Source organism: Pseudomonas fuscovaginae SE-1 (assembly GCF_000364705.1).
In the GTDB taxonomy this organism is placed as follows: Bacteria; Pseudomonadota; Gammaproteobacteria; order Pseudomonadales; family Pseudomonadaceae; genus Aquipseudomonas; species Aquipseudomonas fuscovaginae_A.
On sequence record NZ_AQOH01000101.1, the window covers coordinates 1 to 17,390 of the forward strand.

General features: G+C 61.7%; 15 protein-coding genes. 3 read left to right on the forward strand and 12 right to left on the reverse strand.

What is annotated here, in order from left to right:
• Nucleotides 1-126: 126 nt before the first annotated feature.
• From aceA to K675_RS0111380, 9 genes are all read right to left on the reverse strand, one after another.
• On the reverse strand, nucleotides 127-1,452 hold the full coding sequence (gene aceA, locus K675_RS0111340; protein WP_026145109.1) for an isocitrate lyase: 1,326 nt from the start codon (nucleotides 1,450-1,452) through the stop codon (nucleotides 127-129).
• A gap of 516 nt (nucleotides 1,453-1,968) precedes the next feature.
• On the reverse strand, nucleotides 1,969-2,730 hold the full coding sequence (locus tag K675_RS0111345; protein ID WP_017903641.1) for a secretin N-terminal domain-containing protein: 762 nt from the start codon (nucleotides 2,728-2,730) through the stop codon (nucleotides 1,969-1,971).
• A gap of 368 nt (nucleotides 2,731-3,098) precedes the next feature.
• Entirely contained in the window at nucleotides 3,099-3,524 is a 426-nt protein-coding gene (locus tag K675_RS0111350; RefSeq protein WP_017903642.1) for a GNAT family N-acetyltransferase, read from the reverse strand.
• Complete coding sequence (locus K675_RS0111355; RefSeq protein ID WP_017903643.1) at nucleotides 3,517-4,683, reverse strand: cupin domain-containing protein; 1,167 nt, start codon at nucleotides 4,681-4,683, stop codon at nucleotides 3,517-3,519. The genes K675_RS0111350 and K675_RS0111355 overlap by 8 nt, the downstream gene beginning before the upstream one ends.
• 84 nt (nucleotides 4,684-4,767) lie before the next feature.
• Nucleotides 4,768-6,138, reverse strand: a complete 1,371-nt coding sequence (purB, locus tag K675_RS0111360; RefSeq protein WP_017903644.1) for an adenylosuccinate lyase — start codon at nucleotides 6,136-6,138, stop codon at nucleotides 4,768-4,770.
• A gap of 115 nt (nucleotides 6,139-6,253) precedes the next feature.
• A complete protein-coding gene (gene hflD / locus K675_RS0111365; protein WP_017903645.1) occupies nucleotides 6,254-6,877 on the reverse strand; it encodes a high frequency lysogenization protein HflD in 624 nt (207 codons plus the stop codon).
• Nucleotides 6,874-8,004, reverse strand: coding sequence for a tRNA 2-thiouridine(34) synthase MnmA (mnmA, locus tag K675_RS0111370; RefSeq protein ID WP_017903646.1), 1,131 nt, complete (start codon nucleotides 8,002-8,004; stop codon nucleotides 6,874-6,876). The genes hflD and mnmA overlap by 4 nt, the downstream gene beginning before the upstream one ends.
• Before the next feature lie 60 nt (nucleotides 8,005-8,064).
• Nucleotides 8,065-8,511 carry an NUDIX hydrolase gene (locus K675_RS0111375; RefSeq protein ID WP_017903647.1) on the reverse strand — a complete coding sequence of 149 codons (447 nt, stop codon included), beginning with the start codon at nucleotides 8,509-8,511 and terminating at the stop codon, nucleotides 8,065-8,067.
• A gap of 190 nt (nucleotides 8,512-8,701) precedes the next feature.
• A complete protein-coding gene (locus K675_RS0111380) occupies nucleotides 8,702-10,927 on the reverse strand; it encodes an NADP-dependent isocitrate dehydrogenase (RefSeq protein ID WP_017903648.1) in 2,226 nt (741 codons plus the stop codon).
• 504 nt (nucleotides 10,928-11,431) lie between these two features.
• On the opposite strand from K675_RS0111380, the gene icd reads away from it, so the two are divergent.
• Entirely contained in the window at nucleotides 11,432-12,688 is a 1,257-nt protein-coding gene (gene icd / locus K675_RS0111385; protein WP_017903649.1) for an NADP-dependent isocitrate dehydrogenase, read from the forward strand.
• A gap of 78 nt (nucleotides 12,689-12,766) precedes the next feature.
• Here the strand turns inward: icd and cspD are convergent, their stop codons facing one another.
• Nucleotides 12,767-13,036: a cold shock domain-containing protein CspD gene (gene cspD, locus K675_RS0111390; protein ID WP_198291637.1), complete on the reverse strand. Its 270-nt coding sequence runs from the start codon at nucleotides 13,034-13,036 to the stop codon at nucleotides 12,767-12,769.
• A gap of 226 nt (nucleotides 13,037-13,262) precedes the next feature.
• On the opposite strand from cspD, the gene clpS reads away from it, so the two are divergent.
• Both clpS and clpA read left to right on the forward strand, forming a co-directional pair.
• Complete coding sequence (gene clpS, locus K675_RS0111395; RefSeq protein WP_017903651.1) at nucleotides 13,263-13,622, forward strand: ATP-dependent Clp protease adapter ClpS; 360 nt, start codon at nucleotides 13,263-13,265, stop codon at nucleotides 13,620-13,622.
• Nucleotides 13,623-13,650: 28 nt separating this feature from the next.
• A complete protein-coding gene (gene clpA / locus K675_RS0111400) occupies nucleotides 13,651-15,921 on the forward strand; it encodes an ATP-dependent Clp protease ATP-binding subunit ClpA (RefSeq protein WP_017903652.1) in 2,271 nt (756 codons plus the stop codon).
• Between the two features lie 274 nt (nucleotides 15,922-16,195).
• Here clpA and infA read toward each other — a convergent pair whose 3' ends face one another.
• A complete protein-coding gene (infA, locus tag K675_RS0111405; protein ID WP_002553999.1) occupies nucleotides 16,196-16,414 on the reverse strand; it encodes a translation initiation factor IF-1 in 219 nt (72 codons plus the stop codon).
• Nucleotides 16,415-16,594: 180 nt separating this feature from the next.
• Entirely contained in the window at nucleotides 16,595-17,302 is a 708-nt protein-coding gene (locus K675_RS0111410; protein ID WP_017903653.1) for an arginyltransferase, read from the reverse strand.
• Nucleotides 17,303-17,390: the final 88 nt, after the last annotated feature.

A 17,390-nucleotide genomic window follows, 5' to 3' on the forward strand; every position in this document is an offset into this window, starting at 1 on the left:
AGCGGCCCGTCAGCACTACGCGGTCATGACAGGCAAAAAAATGCCCCGAACCAGTCGGGGCATCAGTCTTGTCAGGCATTCCAGTTAGGTCTCATGCGGTCTGGAATGGCCGCTTGCTCGGTTGACTCAGTGGAACTGCTCTTCTTCGGTCGAGCCGGTCAGCGCGGTCACTGACGAGGTGCCGCCCTGGATCACGGTGGTCATGTCATCGAAGTAGCCGGTGCCCACTTCCTGCTGGTGCGCCACGAAGGTGTAGCCCTTGGCGGCGTCGGCGAACTCCTGCTCCTGCAGCTTCACGTAGGCGGTCATGTCGTTGCGGGCGTAGTCGTGCGCCAGGTTGAACATGCCGTGCCACATGTTGTGGATGCCGGCCAGGGTGATGAACTGGTGCTTGTAGCCCATTGCCGACAGCTCGCGCTGGAACTTGGCGATGGTCGCGTCGTCCAGGTTCTTCTTCCAGTTGAAGGAAGGCGAGCAGTTGTAGGACAGGATCTGGTCCGGGTATTCCTTCTTGATCGCTTCGGCGAAGCGACGCGCTTCGTCCAGGTCCGGCTTGGCGGTTTCGCACCAGATCAGGTCGGCATATGGCGCGTAGGCCAGGCCGCGGGCGATGGCCTGGTCGAGGCCGGCGCGCACCTTGTAGAAGCCTTCCGGCGTGCGGGTGCCGGTGACGAACGGCTGGTCGTACGGGTCGCAGTCGGAGGTCAGCAGGTCAGCGGCGTTGGCGTCGGTACGGGCCAGGATGATGGTCGGTACGCCGGCGACGTCTGCCGCCAGGCGGGCAGCGACCAGCTTCTGTACGGCTTCCTGGGTCGGTACCAGTACCTTGCCACCCATGTGGCCGCATTTCTTCACCGAGGCCAGTTGGTCTTCGAAGTGCACGCCGGCGGCGCCCGCTTCGATCATGTTCTTCATCAGTTCGTAGGCGTTCAGCACGCCGCCGAAACCGGCTTCGGCGTCAGCCACGATCGGCGCGAAGTAGTCGATGTAGCCTTCGTCGCCCGGGTTCTTGCCGGATTTCCACTGGATCTGGTCGGCGCGGCGGAACGAGTTGTTGATGCGCTTGACCACGGTCGGTACGGAGTCGACCGGGTACAGCGACTGGTCGGGGTACATGGATTCGGCGGAGTTGTTGTCCGCGGCCACTTGCCAACCCGACAGGTAGATCGCCTGGATACCGGCCTTGACCTGTTGTACGGCCTGGCCGCCGGTCAGGGCGCCCATGCAGTTGACGAAATCCTTATCCGGACGGAAGGATGGCTTGGCACCTTGGGTGACCAGCTTCCAGAGCTTCTCGGCACCCAGGCGGGCCAGGGTGTGCTCAGGCTGGATCGAGCCACGCAGACGAACCACGTCGGCAGCGGTGTAGGTGCGAGTCACGCCTTTCCAGCGCGGGTTTTCAGCCCAGTCTTTTTCAAGGGCTGCAATTTGCTGTTCGCGTGTCAGTGCCATGGACATAAACCTCGTCGCGTCTTCTGTCAAAAGTCGATCTTTTGTGGAAAGTTCCTTGCTCCACCGCGTGCCCGTACCTGAAAAGGGTTGGGTAGAGGCTGCGCGCTGACCAGAAGCCTAGGCGGTCGAGTCGGGTCTGGCGGGAAATGCGACGGGTGAACGATGGGCTCAAGGGGGAGACGAGCGGGCGAGGGCGATCCTTGGGGCACAGCGGGCGTCGTGGGCCTCATGCTGGCTTTGGGGTTGTTGCCGTTCTACCTGATTACGCTTCCGTCCCTCGGGACAACTTCGTTCCAGTCGCAATCTCGTCAAACACGCCTTGTGGGCGGTACAGACACGAATCGGCTCAGGTGGGTGAGTTAGAGCGGCGATCCGAAGGCCCTTGCCAGGGCCCCTGATTAGCGGGAGCGAGGCCATCATGCCTTCGGTTTCTGGGCGCGTCAAACGTTTTGTAGTGCTTTTTTCAAAGCACTACATCTTTGGTCTAATACGACTGAACAGTCAGTTTTCGGTGCTTCAGTCCAGGCTGTCGACTTTGACCCGCAAGGTCATGTCATTACGGCTGGAGGTAGAGTAGCTGCGGGTTAGCGCCTGGCGGTCGGCCTGGCTCTGGCCATTGATGCCGGCCAGGGTGATCCATTCGCCGAGCGGTCCGCTGATGGTTGTGTCGGTACTTTGCACGTTCACTACATCCTGACGCTCCTGGCTCATCCGGTCACGATTGGTACTGATGGCCAGGTGGACGATGTTTCCGGTGACGCTGGCCGTGACGTAGAACCCCTGGGTGACGTTGCGATACTGGGTCTGGGTTTGCGGGCGACCGTAGATGTCGAGCTGGCCGGTACTGCTGGTCAGTGGCACGCTCTGGCCGACCTGGATCAGCGCCGGCGTGCCTTCGCTGGCCTGGACCTGCTGGATGCCGCCGTCGCGGCTGTCGGTGCTGCGGCTGATGATGCGGGTCTGGCCTTGGCCATTGATCGAGTAGCCCTGGGCGCCCTGGTCGTTGTTTTCGCTGGTGTCGACGCTGATCAGCAGGCGCCGGGCCGGCTTGTCCAGTTGCCCGATGAATTCGCGCAGTTCGCCGATCTTGCGCGGTTCGGCATTGACGATCAGTTGGTTCTGGTAGGCGCTGACCTTGCCGTCCTGGCCGAGGAAGTTTTGCGCGACCGGCAACAGGTCGCTGCTGGTGCGGTAATTCAGGGGGATCAGTTCGGTGGCCGCCTGGGCGCTGAAGGTGCAGGCCAGCAGCAGGCCGGTGAAGAGGGTGCGTAGGGACATGTCCGTTATCTCCGCAGGTGACTGGGCAATGCACGTGAGTGTGATGCATTGAGTTTGACAGTTTCTCGGCGAAGGAGGAGGCAAATTGAATCGCAGACAGCAAAACGCCCCGATCGCGGGGCGTTTTGCCGGTGGGGCAGGCCGTGCCTGTCTGGTGGGCTGACCCTTTGTGGCGAGCGGGCTTGCCCGCGTTGGGCTGCAAGGCAGCCCCCAAACCATCCACCTCGGTCCAGCTGGCGTGCCAGGTACTCAGGCTTTAGGGCTGCTGCGCAGCCCAGCGCGGGCAAGCCCGCTCGCCACAAAAGCCTGTCACCACAGAGGCCACTTACCATAGGCATGCCAGCTCACCACAGGTCCGTCGGCCCATCTCAGGCCGCGCCGCGGACCATGTCGACGTGGGGAATGCCGGCTTCGAGAAATTCCTCGCTGACGATGCTGAAGCCATGACGCTCATAGAACGCCGTGGCCTGCACCTGGGCGCTGAGCATCTGCTGCCTGAGGCCACGTTTCTCGGCTTCGCCGATCACTGCCTGCAGCAGCGCGTCGCCGACCTTCAGGCCGCGCCAGTCGCGCAGCACCGAGACCCGGCCGATCTGCCCATCGGGCAGCAGACGGGCGGTGCCGATCGGGAAATCGCCTTCGTAGGCCAGGAAATGCACGGCTGTGGCGTCCTCCGCATCCCACTCCAGCTCCGGGGGTACAGCTTGTTCGGCAATGAATACCGACTCACGAATGCGCCGAATCTCGGCGTTATCCTTTTGCCAGTCCGCGACACGTACGTGAATTCTATTCATCGGCAAATCCTACGCTTCCCTGTTTGACCAGCTCGCACAGCAGACCGCGCCCATCCTCGTCCTCCAGCCATGGGCCGAGGTTGTCGATGTGCAGGGCTTCGGCCGCGCAGATCATCTTCAGCAGCTCGCGCAGCTTGCCTGGCAGGTAACGGCTCTGGCCGCTGGCGAACAGCAACAGGTCGTCATCGACTTCCGACCACGCCAGGCGCGCGCTCGGGTTACGAATCAGTATGGCACCGTGTTCCAGGCCTGCGAGCAGGTCTTCTTCCTCGAGCTCGGGGCCGACCACCAGTTCCGGGTAGCGTGGCTCGGTCATGAACTGGCCGAACCAGGTCAACAGCAGGCGCTCGTCGCTCATGTGCTCGGCCAACAGGCTCTTGAGGCGGTCGAGTGCGTCGTGCTGGATCTGGTGCGGGTCGACCGCCGGCTGGGCGTCGGCGTCGGTGTAGCGTTCTTCGTCCGGCAGGAACTGGCTGAGGAAATCGGTGAAGTGGGTCAGCACTTCAGCGGCGCTCGGGGCGCGGAAGCCTACCGAGTAGGTCATGCAGTCGTCGACGGCGACGCCACAGTGGGCCAGGCGTGGCGGCAGGTAGAGCATGTCGCCCGGTTCCAGGACCCAGCCCTCGGTTTCCTCGAATTCGGCGAGGATACGCAAGTCGGCGTGCTCCAGCAGGGCGCTGCCTGCATCGCACATCTGGCCGATCTTCCAGTGACGCTTGCCCTTGCCTTGCAGCAGGAACACGTCGTAGTTGTCGAAGTGCGGGCCGACGCTGCCGCCGGGTGCCGCGAAGCTGATCATCACGTCGTCGATCCGCCAGCTCGGCAGGAAACGGAAGTGCTCCAGCAGCTCGGCGACTTCCGGTACGAACTGGTCGACGGCCTGGACCAGCAGGGTCCACTCACGCTCCGGCAACTGGCTGAAGGAATCCTCGGAGAAGGGGCCGCGACGCAGCTCCCATGGGCGCTCGCCGTGCTCGATGATCACGCGCGATTCGACTTCTTCTTCCAGAGCCAGGCCGGCCAGTTCATCGGCGTCGATCGGGCTTTCGAAGTCCGGAATCGCCTGGCGGATCAGCAGCGGTTTCTTTTGCCAGTAGTCGCGCAGGAATTCCCGGGCGGTGAGCCCACCCAGAAGTTGCAGAGGAGTATCAGGATTCATGTGTAACCTATTGAAAAAACGTATTTTTCAGACTGGAATAAAAACGCCCGGCTCAGCCGGGCGCTCAGAGCGGGTGCCGTACGATCAGATACGCTGGGCCTGGGCCACGGCGTTGCCGATGTAGTTGGCCGGGGTCAGCTGTTTCAGCTCGGCCTTGGCGTCGGCGGGCATGTCGAGGCCGTCGATGAAAGTCTGCAGGGCTTCAGGGCTGATGCCCTTGCCGCGGGTCAGTTCTTTCAGTTTTTCGTACGGGTTTTCGATGTTGTAGCGACGCATGACGGTCTGGATCGGCTCGGCCAGGACTTCCCAGCAGGCATCCAGGTCGGCGGCGATTTTCTGTTCGTTGATCTCCAGCTTGCCGATGCCCTTGAGGCTGGCTTCGTAGGCGATCACGCTGTGGGCGAAGCCGACACCGAGGTTGCGCAGTACGGTGGAGTCGGTCAGGTCGCGCTGCCAGCGGGAAATCGGCAGCTTGCTGGCCAGGTGCTGGAACAGCGCGTTGGCGATACCCAGGTTGCCTTCGGAGTTTTCGAAGTCGATCGGGTTGACCTTGTGCGGCATGGTCGAGGAGCCGATTTCACCGGCGACGGTCTTCTGCTTGAAGTAACCCAGGGAAATGTAGCCCCAGATATCGCGGTCGAAGTCGATCAGGATGGTGTTGAAGCGGGCGATCGCGTCGAACAGTTCGGCGATGTAGTCGTGCGGCTCGATCTGCGTGGTGTAGGGGTTGAACACCAGGCCCAGCTCGTCTTCGATGAAGGCGCGGGCGTTGGCTTCCCAGTCGACCTGTGGGTAGGCCGACAGGTGGGCGTTGTAGTTGCCCACGGCGCCGTTGATCTTGCCCAGCAGCGGCACGGCGGCCACCTGAGCGATCTGGCGCTCCAGGCGGTAGACGACGTTCGCCAGTTCCTTGCCCAGGGTGGTCGGCGACGCCGGCTGGCCATGGGTGCGCGACAGCATCGGCACGGCGGCGAAGCGGCGGGCCAGTTCGCGGATCGCCTCGGCGATCTGGCGCATCAGCGGCAGCAGCACGTCGTCACGGCCTTCGCGCAGCATCAGGGCGTGGGACAGGTTGTTGATGTCCTCGCTGGTGCAGGCGAAGTGGATGAATTCGCTGACGGCGGCCAGTTCAGGCAGCTTGGCGGCCTGCTCCTTGAGCAGGTACTCGATGGCCTTGACGTCGTGGTTGGTGGTGCGCTCGATCTCTTTGACGCGCTCGGCGTGCTCCAGGGCGAAGTTTTCGGCCAGGGTATTGAGCACGGCGTTGGCTTCGGCGGAAAACGCCGGGACTTCGGTGATCGCCGGGTGGGCGGCCAGGCGCTGGAGCCAGCGGACTTCCACCAGGGCGCGGGCACGGATCAGGCCGTACTCACTGAAAATAGGGCGCAGGGCCTGGGTTTTGCCGGCGTAGCGGCCGTCAACAGGGGAAACCGCAGTGAGCGAAGAGAGCTGCATGGGGTGTTCTCGGACAGTCAGGCAACGAAATGGGGCGCGTATCATACATGAAAAAATCCGCCGGTCCGTTGCGAACTGACCGGCGTATCGCGCTTTTAAAGCTCCGTCGATGGCCTCAGGCGCTACGCATCAACGGATAGAGTTCCTTGAGCAGCTTGCGGCGGCTGATCACCAACTGCCAGCGATGGCCGCCCAGTTGGCGCCACAGGCGTGCCGAGCGGATGCCGGCGAGCAACAGGGCGCGGATCTTCGAGGCATTGCTCGGTTGCTGCAGATTGCGCATGTCGCCATGCACCTGGATGCGCTGGCGCAGGGTGCTGAGGGTGTCCTGGTACAGTGCTCCGCATGCGGCCACCACGTTCTCGTGGGCCGGGCCGAAGTGCTCGACCTGGGACTGGATCTGCGGCAGGCGCTTGCCGATGGTTTCGAGCATGTCCTCGCGCTTGGCCAACTGGCGTTCCAGGCCGAGCATCGACAGGGCGTAGCGCAGCGGTTCGCGCTGCAGGGCGCTCGGGTCGCGCTCCAGGGCGCCGATCAGTGCGCGATAACCGTCGCGCAGGTTGATGTCGTCACCGCCGTAGACCTCCAGGGTGTCCTTGGGGTCGCGAATCAGCAGGCTGCCGAGCATGCAACTGACCCCGGCTTCGCTGGACTGACCGGTCTTGGCGATCCGGTCCACCAGCACCGCGGCCAGAAATACGCCGCCCAGGGCGGTCAACTGCTCCTGGATCGGGCTCATGGGTGTGCTCCGCCAACTGTCGGTTCGGCCACTTCGATGACGCCGCCGCCGAGGCAGACTTCACCATCATAGAACACCACGGACTGGCCCGGCGTGACCGCACGCTGTGGCTCGTCGAACACCGCGCGATAGCCGCTGGCGGTCTTTTCCAGGGTGCAGCGCTGGTCGCCCTGGCGGTAGCGGACCTTGGCGGTCAGCTTGCGCGGGCTGCTCAGGTCGATCGGGTTGACCCAGTAGATTTCCGAGGCGAGCAGGGCGCCGGAGAACAGCCAGGGGTGTTCGTTGCCCTGGCCGACGATCAGTTCGTTGTGCTCCAGGTCCTTGCGCAGCACGTACCACGGCTCGTCGCCGGCGTCCTTCAGGCCGCCGATGCCCAGGCCCTGGCGCTGGCCGATGGTGTGGTACATCAGGCCGTTATGGCGGCCGATCACTTCGCCGGTGGTGGTCTTGATCTCGCCGGGCTGGGCTGGCAGGTACTGCTTGAGGAAGTCGCTGAAGCGGCGTTCGCCGATGAAGCAGATACCCGTGGAGTCCTTTTTCTTCGCGGTGGCCAGGCCATGTTTCTCGGCGATGGCGCGTACTTGCGGTTTTTCCAGCTCGCCGACCGGGAACAGGGTCTTGGCGATCTGCTCGCCGCCGACGGCGTGCAGGAAGTAGCTCTGGTCCTTGTTCGGGTCCAGACCCTTGAGCAGCTCGGTGCGGCTGTCGATATCGCGGCGGCGCACGTAGTGACCGGTGGCGATCAGGTCGGCGCCCAGGCTCAGGGCGTAGTCGAGGAACGCCTTGAACTTGATTTCGCGGTTGCAGAGGATGTCCGGGTTCGGCGTGCGGCCAGCCTTGTACTCGGCCAGGAAATGTTCGAACACGTTGTCCCAGTATTCGGCGGCAAAGTTGGCGGTGTGCAGTTTGATGCCGATCTTGTCGCACACGGCCTGGGCGTCCGCCAGGTCGTCCATGGCGGTGCAGTACTCCGTACCGTCGTCTTCCTCCCAGTTTTTCATGAACAGGCCTTCCACCTGGTAACCCTGCTCCATGAGCAGTACGGCGGAAACGGAAGAGTCCACGCCGCCGGACATGCCGACGATGACGCGCAGGTTTTCTGGGGCGGTGGCAGCTGGATCACGCATAGGGATTCAATGAGTGTCTTCGAAAAAGGACGCGATTCTAACAGGCCCTGGCCTTCAAGGCTAAAGGGAAGGGCGGATCAGTTCGAGGCTGTGCAATGGGCCGGCGAGATAATCGTCGACACAGCGGATGATCAGCTCGCTGCGCCACTGCGGGCGCAGGGCCAGCAATTGGTCGCGAGTGAGCCAGCGCGGGCCGATGATGCCATGGTCCAACTGATAGTCGGGTCGCTGGCGCAGCGGTTTGCCGGCGAAGCACACGCGCTGGTAGGTCACGCCGTTGCTTGGGGCGGTGTACAGGTAGATGCCGATGACGCCGGTCAATTCCACGTCCCACCCGGTTTCCTCGAGGGTTTCGCGCAGTGCTGCGTCGCTCAGGCTTTCGTTCGGGTCGAGGTGGCCGGCCGGCTGGTTGAATACGGCCTGGCCGTCCTGCAGCTCCTCGACGAACAGGAAGCGGCCCTGGTCCTCGATGACGGTGGCGACGGTGATGTGCGGTTGCCATTCCATAAGATCGGTTCCTCCTCGCCTATCTATTAAAGGCTGCGCGGCCCCCTGTAGGAGCGTGGCTTGCCCGCGAAGCTTTTAGCGGCCTTGAGACCGCCTTCGCGGCGGTTCGGCGCCCCGACAAGCCACGCTCCTACAGGGCGGTAAACGCAAACCCCGGCGCGGGGCCGGGGTTTGTGTGTTACCGCAGAGCTTACACCAGTGCAGCGATCGCCGCGTTCAGGGTAGCGCTTGGGCGCATGGCCTTGCTGATCAGCTCGGCGCTGGCGTGGTAGTAGCCGCCGATGTCGACTGGCTTGCCCTGTACGGCGTTGAGCTCGGCAACGATTTTTGCCTCGTTCTCGGTCAGGGTTTTTGCCAGAGGCGCGAACTGGGCTTGCAGCGCGGTGTCCTCGGTCTGGGCAGCCAGGGCCTGAGCCCAGTACAGCGCCAGGTAGAAGTGGCTGCCGCGGTTGTCGATGTTGCCGACTTTGCGCGATGGCGACTTGTTGTTGTCGAGGAACTGGCCGGTAGCCTGGTCCAGGGTCTTGGACAGCACCAGGGCTTTCGGGTTGTTGTAGTTCACGCCCAGGTGCTCCAGGGAAGCGGCCAGGGCCAGGAACTCACCCAGGGAGTCCCAGCGCAGGAAGTTTTCTTCCAGCAGCTGCTGAACGTGCTTCGGAGCCGAACCGCCGGCGCCGGTTTCGAACAGACCGCCGCCATTCATCAGCGGGACGATCGACAGCATCTTGGCGCTGGTGCCCAGTTCCATGATCGGGAACAGGTCGGTCAGATAGTCGCGCAGGACGTTGCCGGTGACCGAGATGGTGTCCTTGCCGGCGCGGGTGCGGGCCAGGGTGGTCTTCATCGCGTCGACCGGCGACATGATCTGGATGTCCAGGCCATGGGTGTCGTGGTCTTTCAGGTAAGCCTGGACCTTCTCGATCACCACGCCGTCGTGGGCGCGCAGTGGGTCGAGCCAGAAGATCGCCGGGGTGCTGCTGGCGCGGGCACGGTTGACGGCCAGTTTGACCCAGTCCTGGATCGGCGCGTCCTTGGTCTGGCACATGCGGAAGATATCGCCGGCTTCGACGTTCTGTTCCAGCAGGGTGCGACCGGTGCTGTCGGTCACGCGGACCACACCGTTGGTCTTGATCTGGAAGGTCTTGTCGTGGGAGCCGTACTCTTCGGCCTTCTTCGCCATCAGGCCGACGTTCGGCACGCTGCCCATGGTGGTCGGATCGAAGGCGCCATTGGCCTTGCAGTCTTCGATGACCGCCTGGTAGATGGTGGCGTAGCAGCGATCCGGGATCACGGCCTTGGTGTCGTGCAGTTGGCCGTCGGTGCCCCACATCTTGCCGGAGTCACGGATCATGGCTGGCATCGAGGCGTCGACGATGACGTCGCTCGGCACGTGCAGGTTGGTGATGCCCTTGTCGGAGTTGACCATCGCCAGGGCTGGGCGAACGGCGTAGACCGCCTGGATGTCCGCTTCGATCTGGGCCTGCTGCTCGGCTGGCAGGGTCTTGATGCGGGCGTACAGGTCGCCGATACCGTTGTTCAGGTTGAAGCCGATCTGCTCCAGGACTTCGGCGTTCTTGGCCAGGGCGTCCTTGTAGTACTCGGCAACGATCTGGCCGAACATGATCGGGTCGGAGACCTTCATCATGGTCGCCTTCAGGTGAACCGACAGCAGCACGCCTTCGTTCTTGGCGGCTTCGATTTCAGCGGCGATGAAGCTGCGCAGGGCGTTCTTGCTCATCACGGCGCAGTCGAGGATCTCGCCGGCCTGGACGTTGGTCTTCTCTTTCAGGACGCTGGTGCTGCCGTCCTGGGCGATCAGTTCGATCTTGACGCTGCCAGCGGCTTCGATCAGCGCGGCCTTCTCGCTGCCGTAGAAGTCGCCGCTGCTCATGTGGGCAACGTGGGACTTGGAGTCGGCGGCCCAGGCGCCCATCTTGTGCGGGTGCTTGCGGGCGTAGTTCTTGACCGACAGCGGCGCGCGGCGGTCGGAGTTGCCTTCGCGCAGGACCGGGTTCACGGCGCTGCCCTTGACCTTGTCGTAACGCGCGCGAGCGTCTTTCTCGGCGTCGTTGGTCACGGTTTCCGGATAGTCCGGAACGTTGAAGCCCTGGGCTTGCAGTTCCTTGATCGCGGCCTGCAGCTGCGGTACCGAGGCACTGATGTTCGGCAGCTTGATGATGTTGGCTTCAGGGGTGATGGCCAGCTCGCCCAGTTCGGCGAGGTGGTCCGGCACAGCTTTGGCGCCCAACTGCTCGGGGAAGCTGGCGAGGATGCGTCCGGCCAGGGAAATGTCGCGGGTTTCCACGGCGATATCAGCCGAAGCGGTGAAGGCCTCTACGATAGGCAACAGTGAATAGGTGGCGAGGGCGGGAGCTTCGTCGGTAAAGGTGTAGATGATCTTCGAGCGGGTGGGCATATTCGGATTAACTCTCTTCTTTGCTAAAGCATGCGCAGAAACTAACTCGAGGTGCGCCGGATAAGCGCGTTCGTTCAAAGTCGTCCATGAGTCGAAAATCGAAGTTTCTTCGCGGTGATGTTGGGTGCATCAGTCGAGCGTCAAGCGGTCGGGCTGCGGTAACGGCCCGGCTCTGGGCGGCAGTTCCTGGCTACATTTCCTGTAACAGAGGCGTCGGCCATCGTGACCCTGTGGTCAGCGGCGCGAGTATACATAGGTTGCTGGCAAAACGCCGAGCGTTCATGCCCAACTCTTTTCGTCCATTGGTCTAAAGGTCGCACCCGGGAGGGCCGCTGCGCTGCGTGCCTGGTGCTGGAGATTGGCGCTTTTCCCTTTGATTTCAAGCTTGTACGCCGCGAACTTGCCGCTTTTCAGGGTAAATGGGTGGGGGCGAGGTTTCCGTCTACATTTAACTGGGGTACGCTCGAATGCAGCCAGATGTTCAATCCATAGATGGAGTACAACATGGGATACAAGAAGATTCAGGTTCCAGCCGTCGGTGAAAAAATCACCGTCAACGCAGACCACTCTCTCAATGTTCCTGATCACCCGATCATCCCTTTCATCGAAGGTGACGGTATTGGCGTCGACATCAGCCCGGTGATGATCAAGGTCGTCGATGCGGCTGTCGAAAAGGCTTACGGCGGCAAGCGCAAGATCTCATGGATGGAAGTCTATGCCGGCGAAAAGGCCACCCAGGTCTATGACCAGGACACCTGGCTGCCCCAGGAAACCCTGGATGCGGTCAAGGACTATGTGGTCTCTATCAAGGGCCCGCTGACCACGCCGGTGGGTGGCGGTATCCGTTCCCTCAACGTGGCCCTGCGCCAGCAACTCGACCTGTATGTCTGCCTGCGCCCGGTGCGCTGGTTCGAGGGCGTGCCGAGCCCGGTGAAAAAGCCTGGCGACGTCGACATGACGATCTTCCGCGAGAACTCCGAGGATATCTATGCCGGGATCGAGTGGAAGGCCGGCTCGCCCGAGGCGAACAAGGTCATCAAGTTCCTCAAGGAAGAAATGGGCGTGACCAAGATCCGTTTCGACCAGGACTGCGGTATCGGTGTCAAGCCGGTGTCGAAGGAAGGCACCAGGCGCCTGGCGCGCAAGGCCCTGCAGTACGTGGTCGACAACGATCGCAAGTCGCTGACCATCGTCCACAAGGGCAACATCATGAAATTCACCGAGGGTGCCTTCAAGGAGTGGGCCTACGAGGTGGCGGCCGAGGAGTTCGGTGCGACCCTGCTCGATGGTGGCCCCTGGATGCAGTTCAAGAACCCCAAGACTGGCCGCAATGTCGTGGTCAAGGACGCCATCGCCGACGCCATGCTCCAGCAGATCCTGCTGCGTCCGGCCGAGTATGACGTGATCGCGACCCTCAACCTCAATGGTGACTACCTGTCCGATGCCCTGGCGGCCGAGGTGGGCGGCATTGGTATCGCGCCCGGTGCCAACCTCTCCGACACCGTCGCCATGTTCGAGGCGACCCACGGTACCGCGCCCAAGTATGCCGGCAAGGACCAGGTCAACCCCGGTTCGCTGATCCTCTCCGCGGAAATGATGCTGCGCCACATGGGGTGGACCGAGGCCGCCGACCTGATCATCAAGGGAACCAATGGCGCCATCGGCGCCAAGACCGTGACCTATGACTTCGAGCGTCTGATGGAGGGGGCCACGCTGGTTTCGTCGTCCGGTTTCGGTGACGCGCTGATCGCGCACATGTAAGACGGATTGGCGATAAAAAAGCCCGATTCAAATCATTGAATCGGGCTTTTTTATAGCTGGATGTTTCTGCGAGATGACTCAGGCGCTGACGTTGTTCGCCTTGCTTCTGGAAGCCAATGCCTTGTCATCGGTTGAGGTCACTACGGCAGCGCTCTGTATGTTGACCGCATGCAGACCTTTGGGGCCCTGGATGATCTCAAAGCTTACGGCCTGGCCAGCCTTGAGGGTTTTGTAGCCTTCCATCTGGATGGCTGAATAGTGGGCAAACAAGTCTTCATCCTTGCCTTCTTCCAGGACGAAACCATAGCCCTTGGCGTTGTTGAACCACTTGACCTTACCGCTCGGCATGCTCATATCCCTCTGCAAACGACCCCATCACTGGAGTATCATCCAGTTCATCCTGCACTGCGTGAACCAGAAAAATGGTTGACGATATGGACCTTTATTACCCAATCTGGTCTCTATTGGTTTTAACACCGATTTGCCGATAGTCAAGGTGACCATTCGGTCAGTCTTGAAATGGGCCGGATTGTCCCCATCACTACATTTGCTCAACTGACGAACCTTTCTTTCCATGCATGCAATCAGCCAGATTCGACTAACATTCAATCAGGATCGCCCGGATTTCCACGACGACGGCTCGGGCGTTGCCATGCAGGAGGCGAAACCTGCGTTGCAGGCGCCACCGATGTACAAGGTGGTGTTGTTCAATGATGACTACACACCGATGGATTTCGTCGTCGAAGTGCTCGAGGTGTTTTTTAACTTGAATCGCGAGCTGGCCACCAAGGTCATGCTGGCGGTTCACACGGAAGGACGGGCAGTATGCGGAGTGTTTACCCGCGACATCGCCGAGACAAAGGCCATGCAGGTCAACCAGTACGCCAGGGAAAGCCAGCATCCGCTACTCTGTGAAATCGAGAAGGACGGTTAACGCCGACCAGTTGGGTATGAGGTGAACCATGTTAAACCGCGAGCTCGAAGTCACCCTCAATCTTGCCTTCAAGGAGGCTCGTTCGAAGCGTCATGAATTCATGACGGTCGAGCACCTTTTGCTGGCCCTTTTGGACAACGAGGCCGCCGCCACCGTTCTACGGGCCTGCGGTGCGAACCTCGACAAACTCAAGCACGACCTGCAGGAGTTCATCGACTCCACCACGCCGTTGATCCCCGTGCATGACGAAGATCGCGAGACCCAGCCGACCCTGGGCTTCCAGCGTGTGCTGCAGCGTGCCGTGTTCCATGTGCAGAGCTCCGGCAAGCGTGAGGTGACGGGGGCCAATGTGCTCGTCGCGATCTTCAGCGAGCAGGAAAGCCAGGCGGTGTTCCTGCTCAAGCAGCAAAGCGTTGCGCGTATCGATGTCGTCAACTACATCGCCCATGGCATCTCCAAGGTGCCGGGGCATGGCGATCACTCCGAAAGCGAGCAGGATATGCAGGACGAAGAGGGCGGTGAGTCTTCATCTTCGGGCAACCCGCTGGACGCGTATGCCAGCAACCTCAACGAGCTGGCGCGCCAGGGGCGTATCGATCCACTGGTCGGGCGCGAGCACGAGGTCGAGCGCGTGGCGCAGATCCTCGCCCGGCGGCGCAAGAACAATCCGTTGCTGGTCGGCGAGGCGGGCGTCGGCAAGACCGCGATCGCCGAAGGTCTGGCCAAGCGCATCGTCGACAATCAGGTGCCGGACCTGCTGGCGAGCAGCGTGGTCTACTCCCTCGACCTGGGTGCGCTGCTGGCCGGCACCAAGTACCGCGGCGACTTCGAGAAGCGTTTCAAGGCCTTGCTCGGCGAGCTGAAAAAACGTCCGCAGGCGATCCTGTTCATCGACGAGATCCACACCATCATCGGTGCCGGTGCGGCTTCCGGCGGCGTCATGGATGCCTCGAACCTGCTCAAGCCGCTGCTCTCCTCGGGCGATATCCGTTGCATCGGTTCGACCACCTTCCAGGAGTTCCGTGGCATCTTCGAGAAGGATCGTGCGCTGGCGCGGCGTTTCCAGAAGGTCGATGTGACCGAGCCTTCGGTCGAGGACACCATCGGTATCCTGCGCGGCCTGAAAGGGCGTTTCGAGCAGCACCACAATATCGAATACAGCGAAGAGGCGCTCCGTGCGGCGGCCGAGCTGGCCTCGCGCTACATCAATGACCGGCATATGCCGGACAAGGCCATCGACGTGATCGACGAGGCGGGCGCCTTCCAGCGCCTGCAGCCGGCCGACAAGCGCGTCAAGCGCATCGATGTGCCGCAGGTCGAGGATATCGTCGCGAAGATCGCGCGGATTCCGCCGAAGCACGTCACCAGTTCCGACAAGGAGCTGCTGCGCAATCTCGAGCGCGACCTCAAGCTCACCGTGTTCGGTCAGGATGCGGCCATCGACTCGCTGTCGACCGCCATCAAGTTGTCCCGTGCCGGGCTGAAGTCGCCGGACAAGCCGGTTGGTTCGTTCCTGTTCGCAGGTCCCACCGGCGTCGGCAAGACCGAGGCGGCGCGGCAACTGGCCAAGGCGATGGGTATCGAGCTGGTGCGTTTCGACATGTCCGAGTACATGGAGCGTCACACCGTGTCGCGTCTGATCGGTGCGCCTCCGGGTTATGTCGGTTTCGACCAGGGCGGCCTGTTGACCGAGGCCATCACCAAGCAGCCGCACTGCGTACTGCTGCTCGACGAAATCGAGAAGGCTCACCCGGAAGTCTTCAACCTGCTGCTGCAGGTCATGGATCACGGTACCCTGACCGACAACAACGGGCGCAAGGCCGACTTCCGCAACGTGATCCTGATCATGACCACCAACGCCGGTGCCGAAACGGCGGCGCGGGCGTCCATCGGCTTCACTCACCAGGACCACTCGTCCGATGCCATGGAAGTGATCAAGAAGAGCTTCACGCCGGAGTTCCGCAACCGTCTGGACACCATCATCCAGTTCGGTCGCCTCAGCCACGAAGTCATCAAGAGCGTGGTGGACAAGTTCCTTACCGAACTGCAGGCGCAGTTGGAAGATAAACGCGTCCAGTTGGAGGTCACCGACGCGGCCCGCAGCTGGCTGGCCGAGGGGGGCTACGATTCGGCCATGGGGGCACGTCCGATGGCGCGCCTGATCCAGGACAAGATCAAGCGTCCGTTGGCCGAGGAGATCCTGTTTGGCGAGTTGTCCGAGCATGGCGGTGTGGTGCACATCGACATCAAGGATGGCGAGCTGACCTTCGACTTCGAGACCACGGCCGAAATGGCCTGATGTAAGGCGGTGATGCAAAAACGCCCGGCGATGCCGGGCGTTTTTGTTTGTGTTGGGTGTTTGTCGGGTGTGGCTTGTGTCGGCCTCTTCGCGGGCAAGCCCGGCTCCTACGGTTCATCGTCGTGCCCGCGCTCGCGTACGACACATTCCTGTAGGAGCCGGGCTTGCCCGCGAAGACGTCAGTGACAGCGACATTACTTTCAAGGGCTGGCCGCCATCCCAATCCGCGCAAACAAAAACGCCCGGCACTGCCGGGCGTCTTGTATCGACCTGATTAGCGAGCGCGGTAGGTGATGCGCCCTTTGCTCAAGTCGTAGGGCGTCAGCTCGACGCGCACTTTGTCACCGGTAAGAATACGAATGTAGTTCTTGCGCATCTTGCCGGAGATATGCGCGGTTACGACGTGCCCATTTTCCAATTCCACGCGAAACATGGTGTTTGGCAGGGTGTCGACGACAGTGCCTTCCATTTCGAAGCTGTCTTCTTTCGACATGCAGTAAAGCCCTCGGTGTCCAGTGAATGGCCCGGTGCAACTGCGCCAGGCAAAAGCGGCGTGCATTGTGCCCGAAAAAGCACCTTCACGCCAAGAGGTTAGTGCTTTCGAGCGAAAATAACCGGCCGATTCCAGTGTGCTTTGCCATTGGAATGGAGGGGGTTTTGGCCGGGGATGTACTCAGTTGAGTGTGACCCAGCGCTGATTGATCAGCAGTTCGATTGGCCGGTACTGGGTCTTGTAGTTCATCTTCTTGCAGTTCTTGATCCAGTACCCCAGATAGACCGCATCCAGGCCCAGGCGCAGGGTTTCGCCAATCTGCCAGAGGATAGCGTAGCGCCCCAGGCTGCGACGTTCTTCCTCCGGTTCGTAGAAAGTGTACACCGCCGACAGGCCGTTGGGCAGCAGGTCGGTTACGGCCACTCCGACCAGTCGCCCCTGCAGGCGGAACTCGTAGAACCGGGAGAAGGGCAGGTCGCGTACCAGGAAGGTCGAGAACTGGTCCCGACTGGGCGGGTACATGTCGCCATCGGCATGGCGTTGCTCGATGTAGCGGCGGTACAGGTCGAAATATTCTTCGCTGAACTGCGGCTTGGCGGCACGAACTTCCAGGTCCATGTTGCGCTTGAGAATGCGTTTCTGCTGGCGGTTGGGCAGGAACTGCGACGCCGGGATACGCGCCGGTACGCAGGCGTTGCAGTTCTGGCAGTGGGGCCGATAAAGGTGGTCGCCGCTACGACGAAAACCCATTTCCGACAGGTCTGCGTAGACATGCACGTCCATGGGCTGGCTGGGATCGAGGAACAGCGTGGTCGCCTGCTCCTCGGGCAGATAGCTGCAAGAGTGGGGTTGAGTGGCATAAAACTTCAAACGCGCCAGCTCGGTCATGATCAACCCTCGGTTTAAGCTTTGAATTGCATTGAATCAAGTGTAAGCCAGCCTGGGAAAACACGCCTAGGCGCTGTATGAAGGTTAC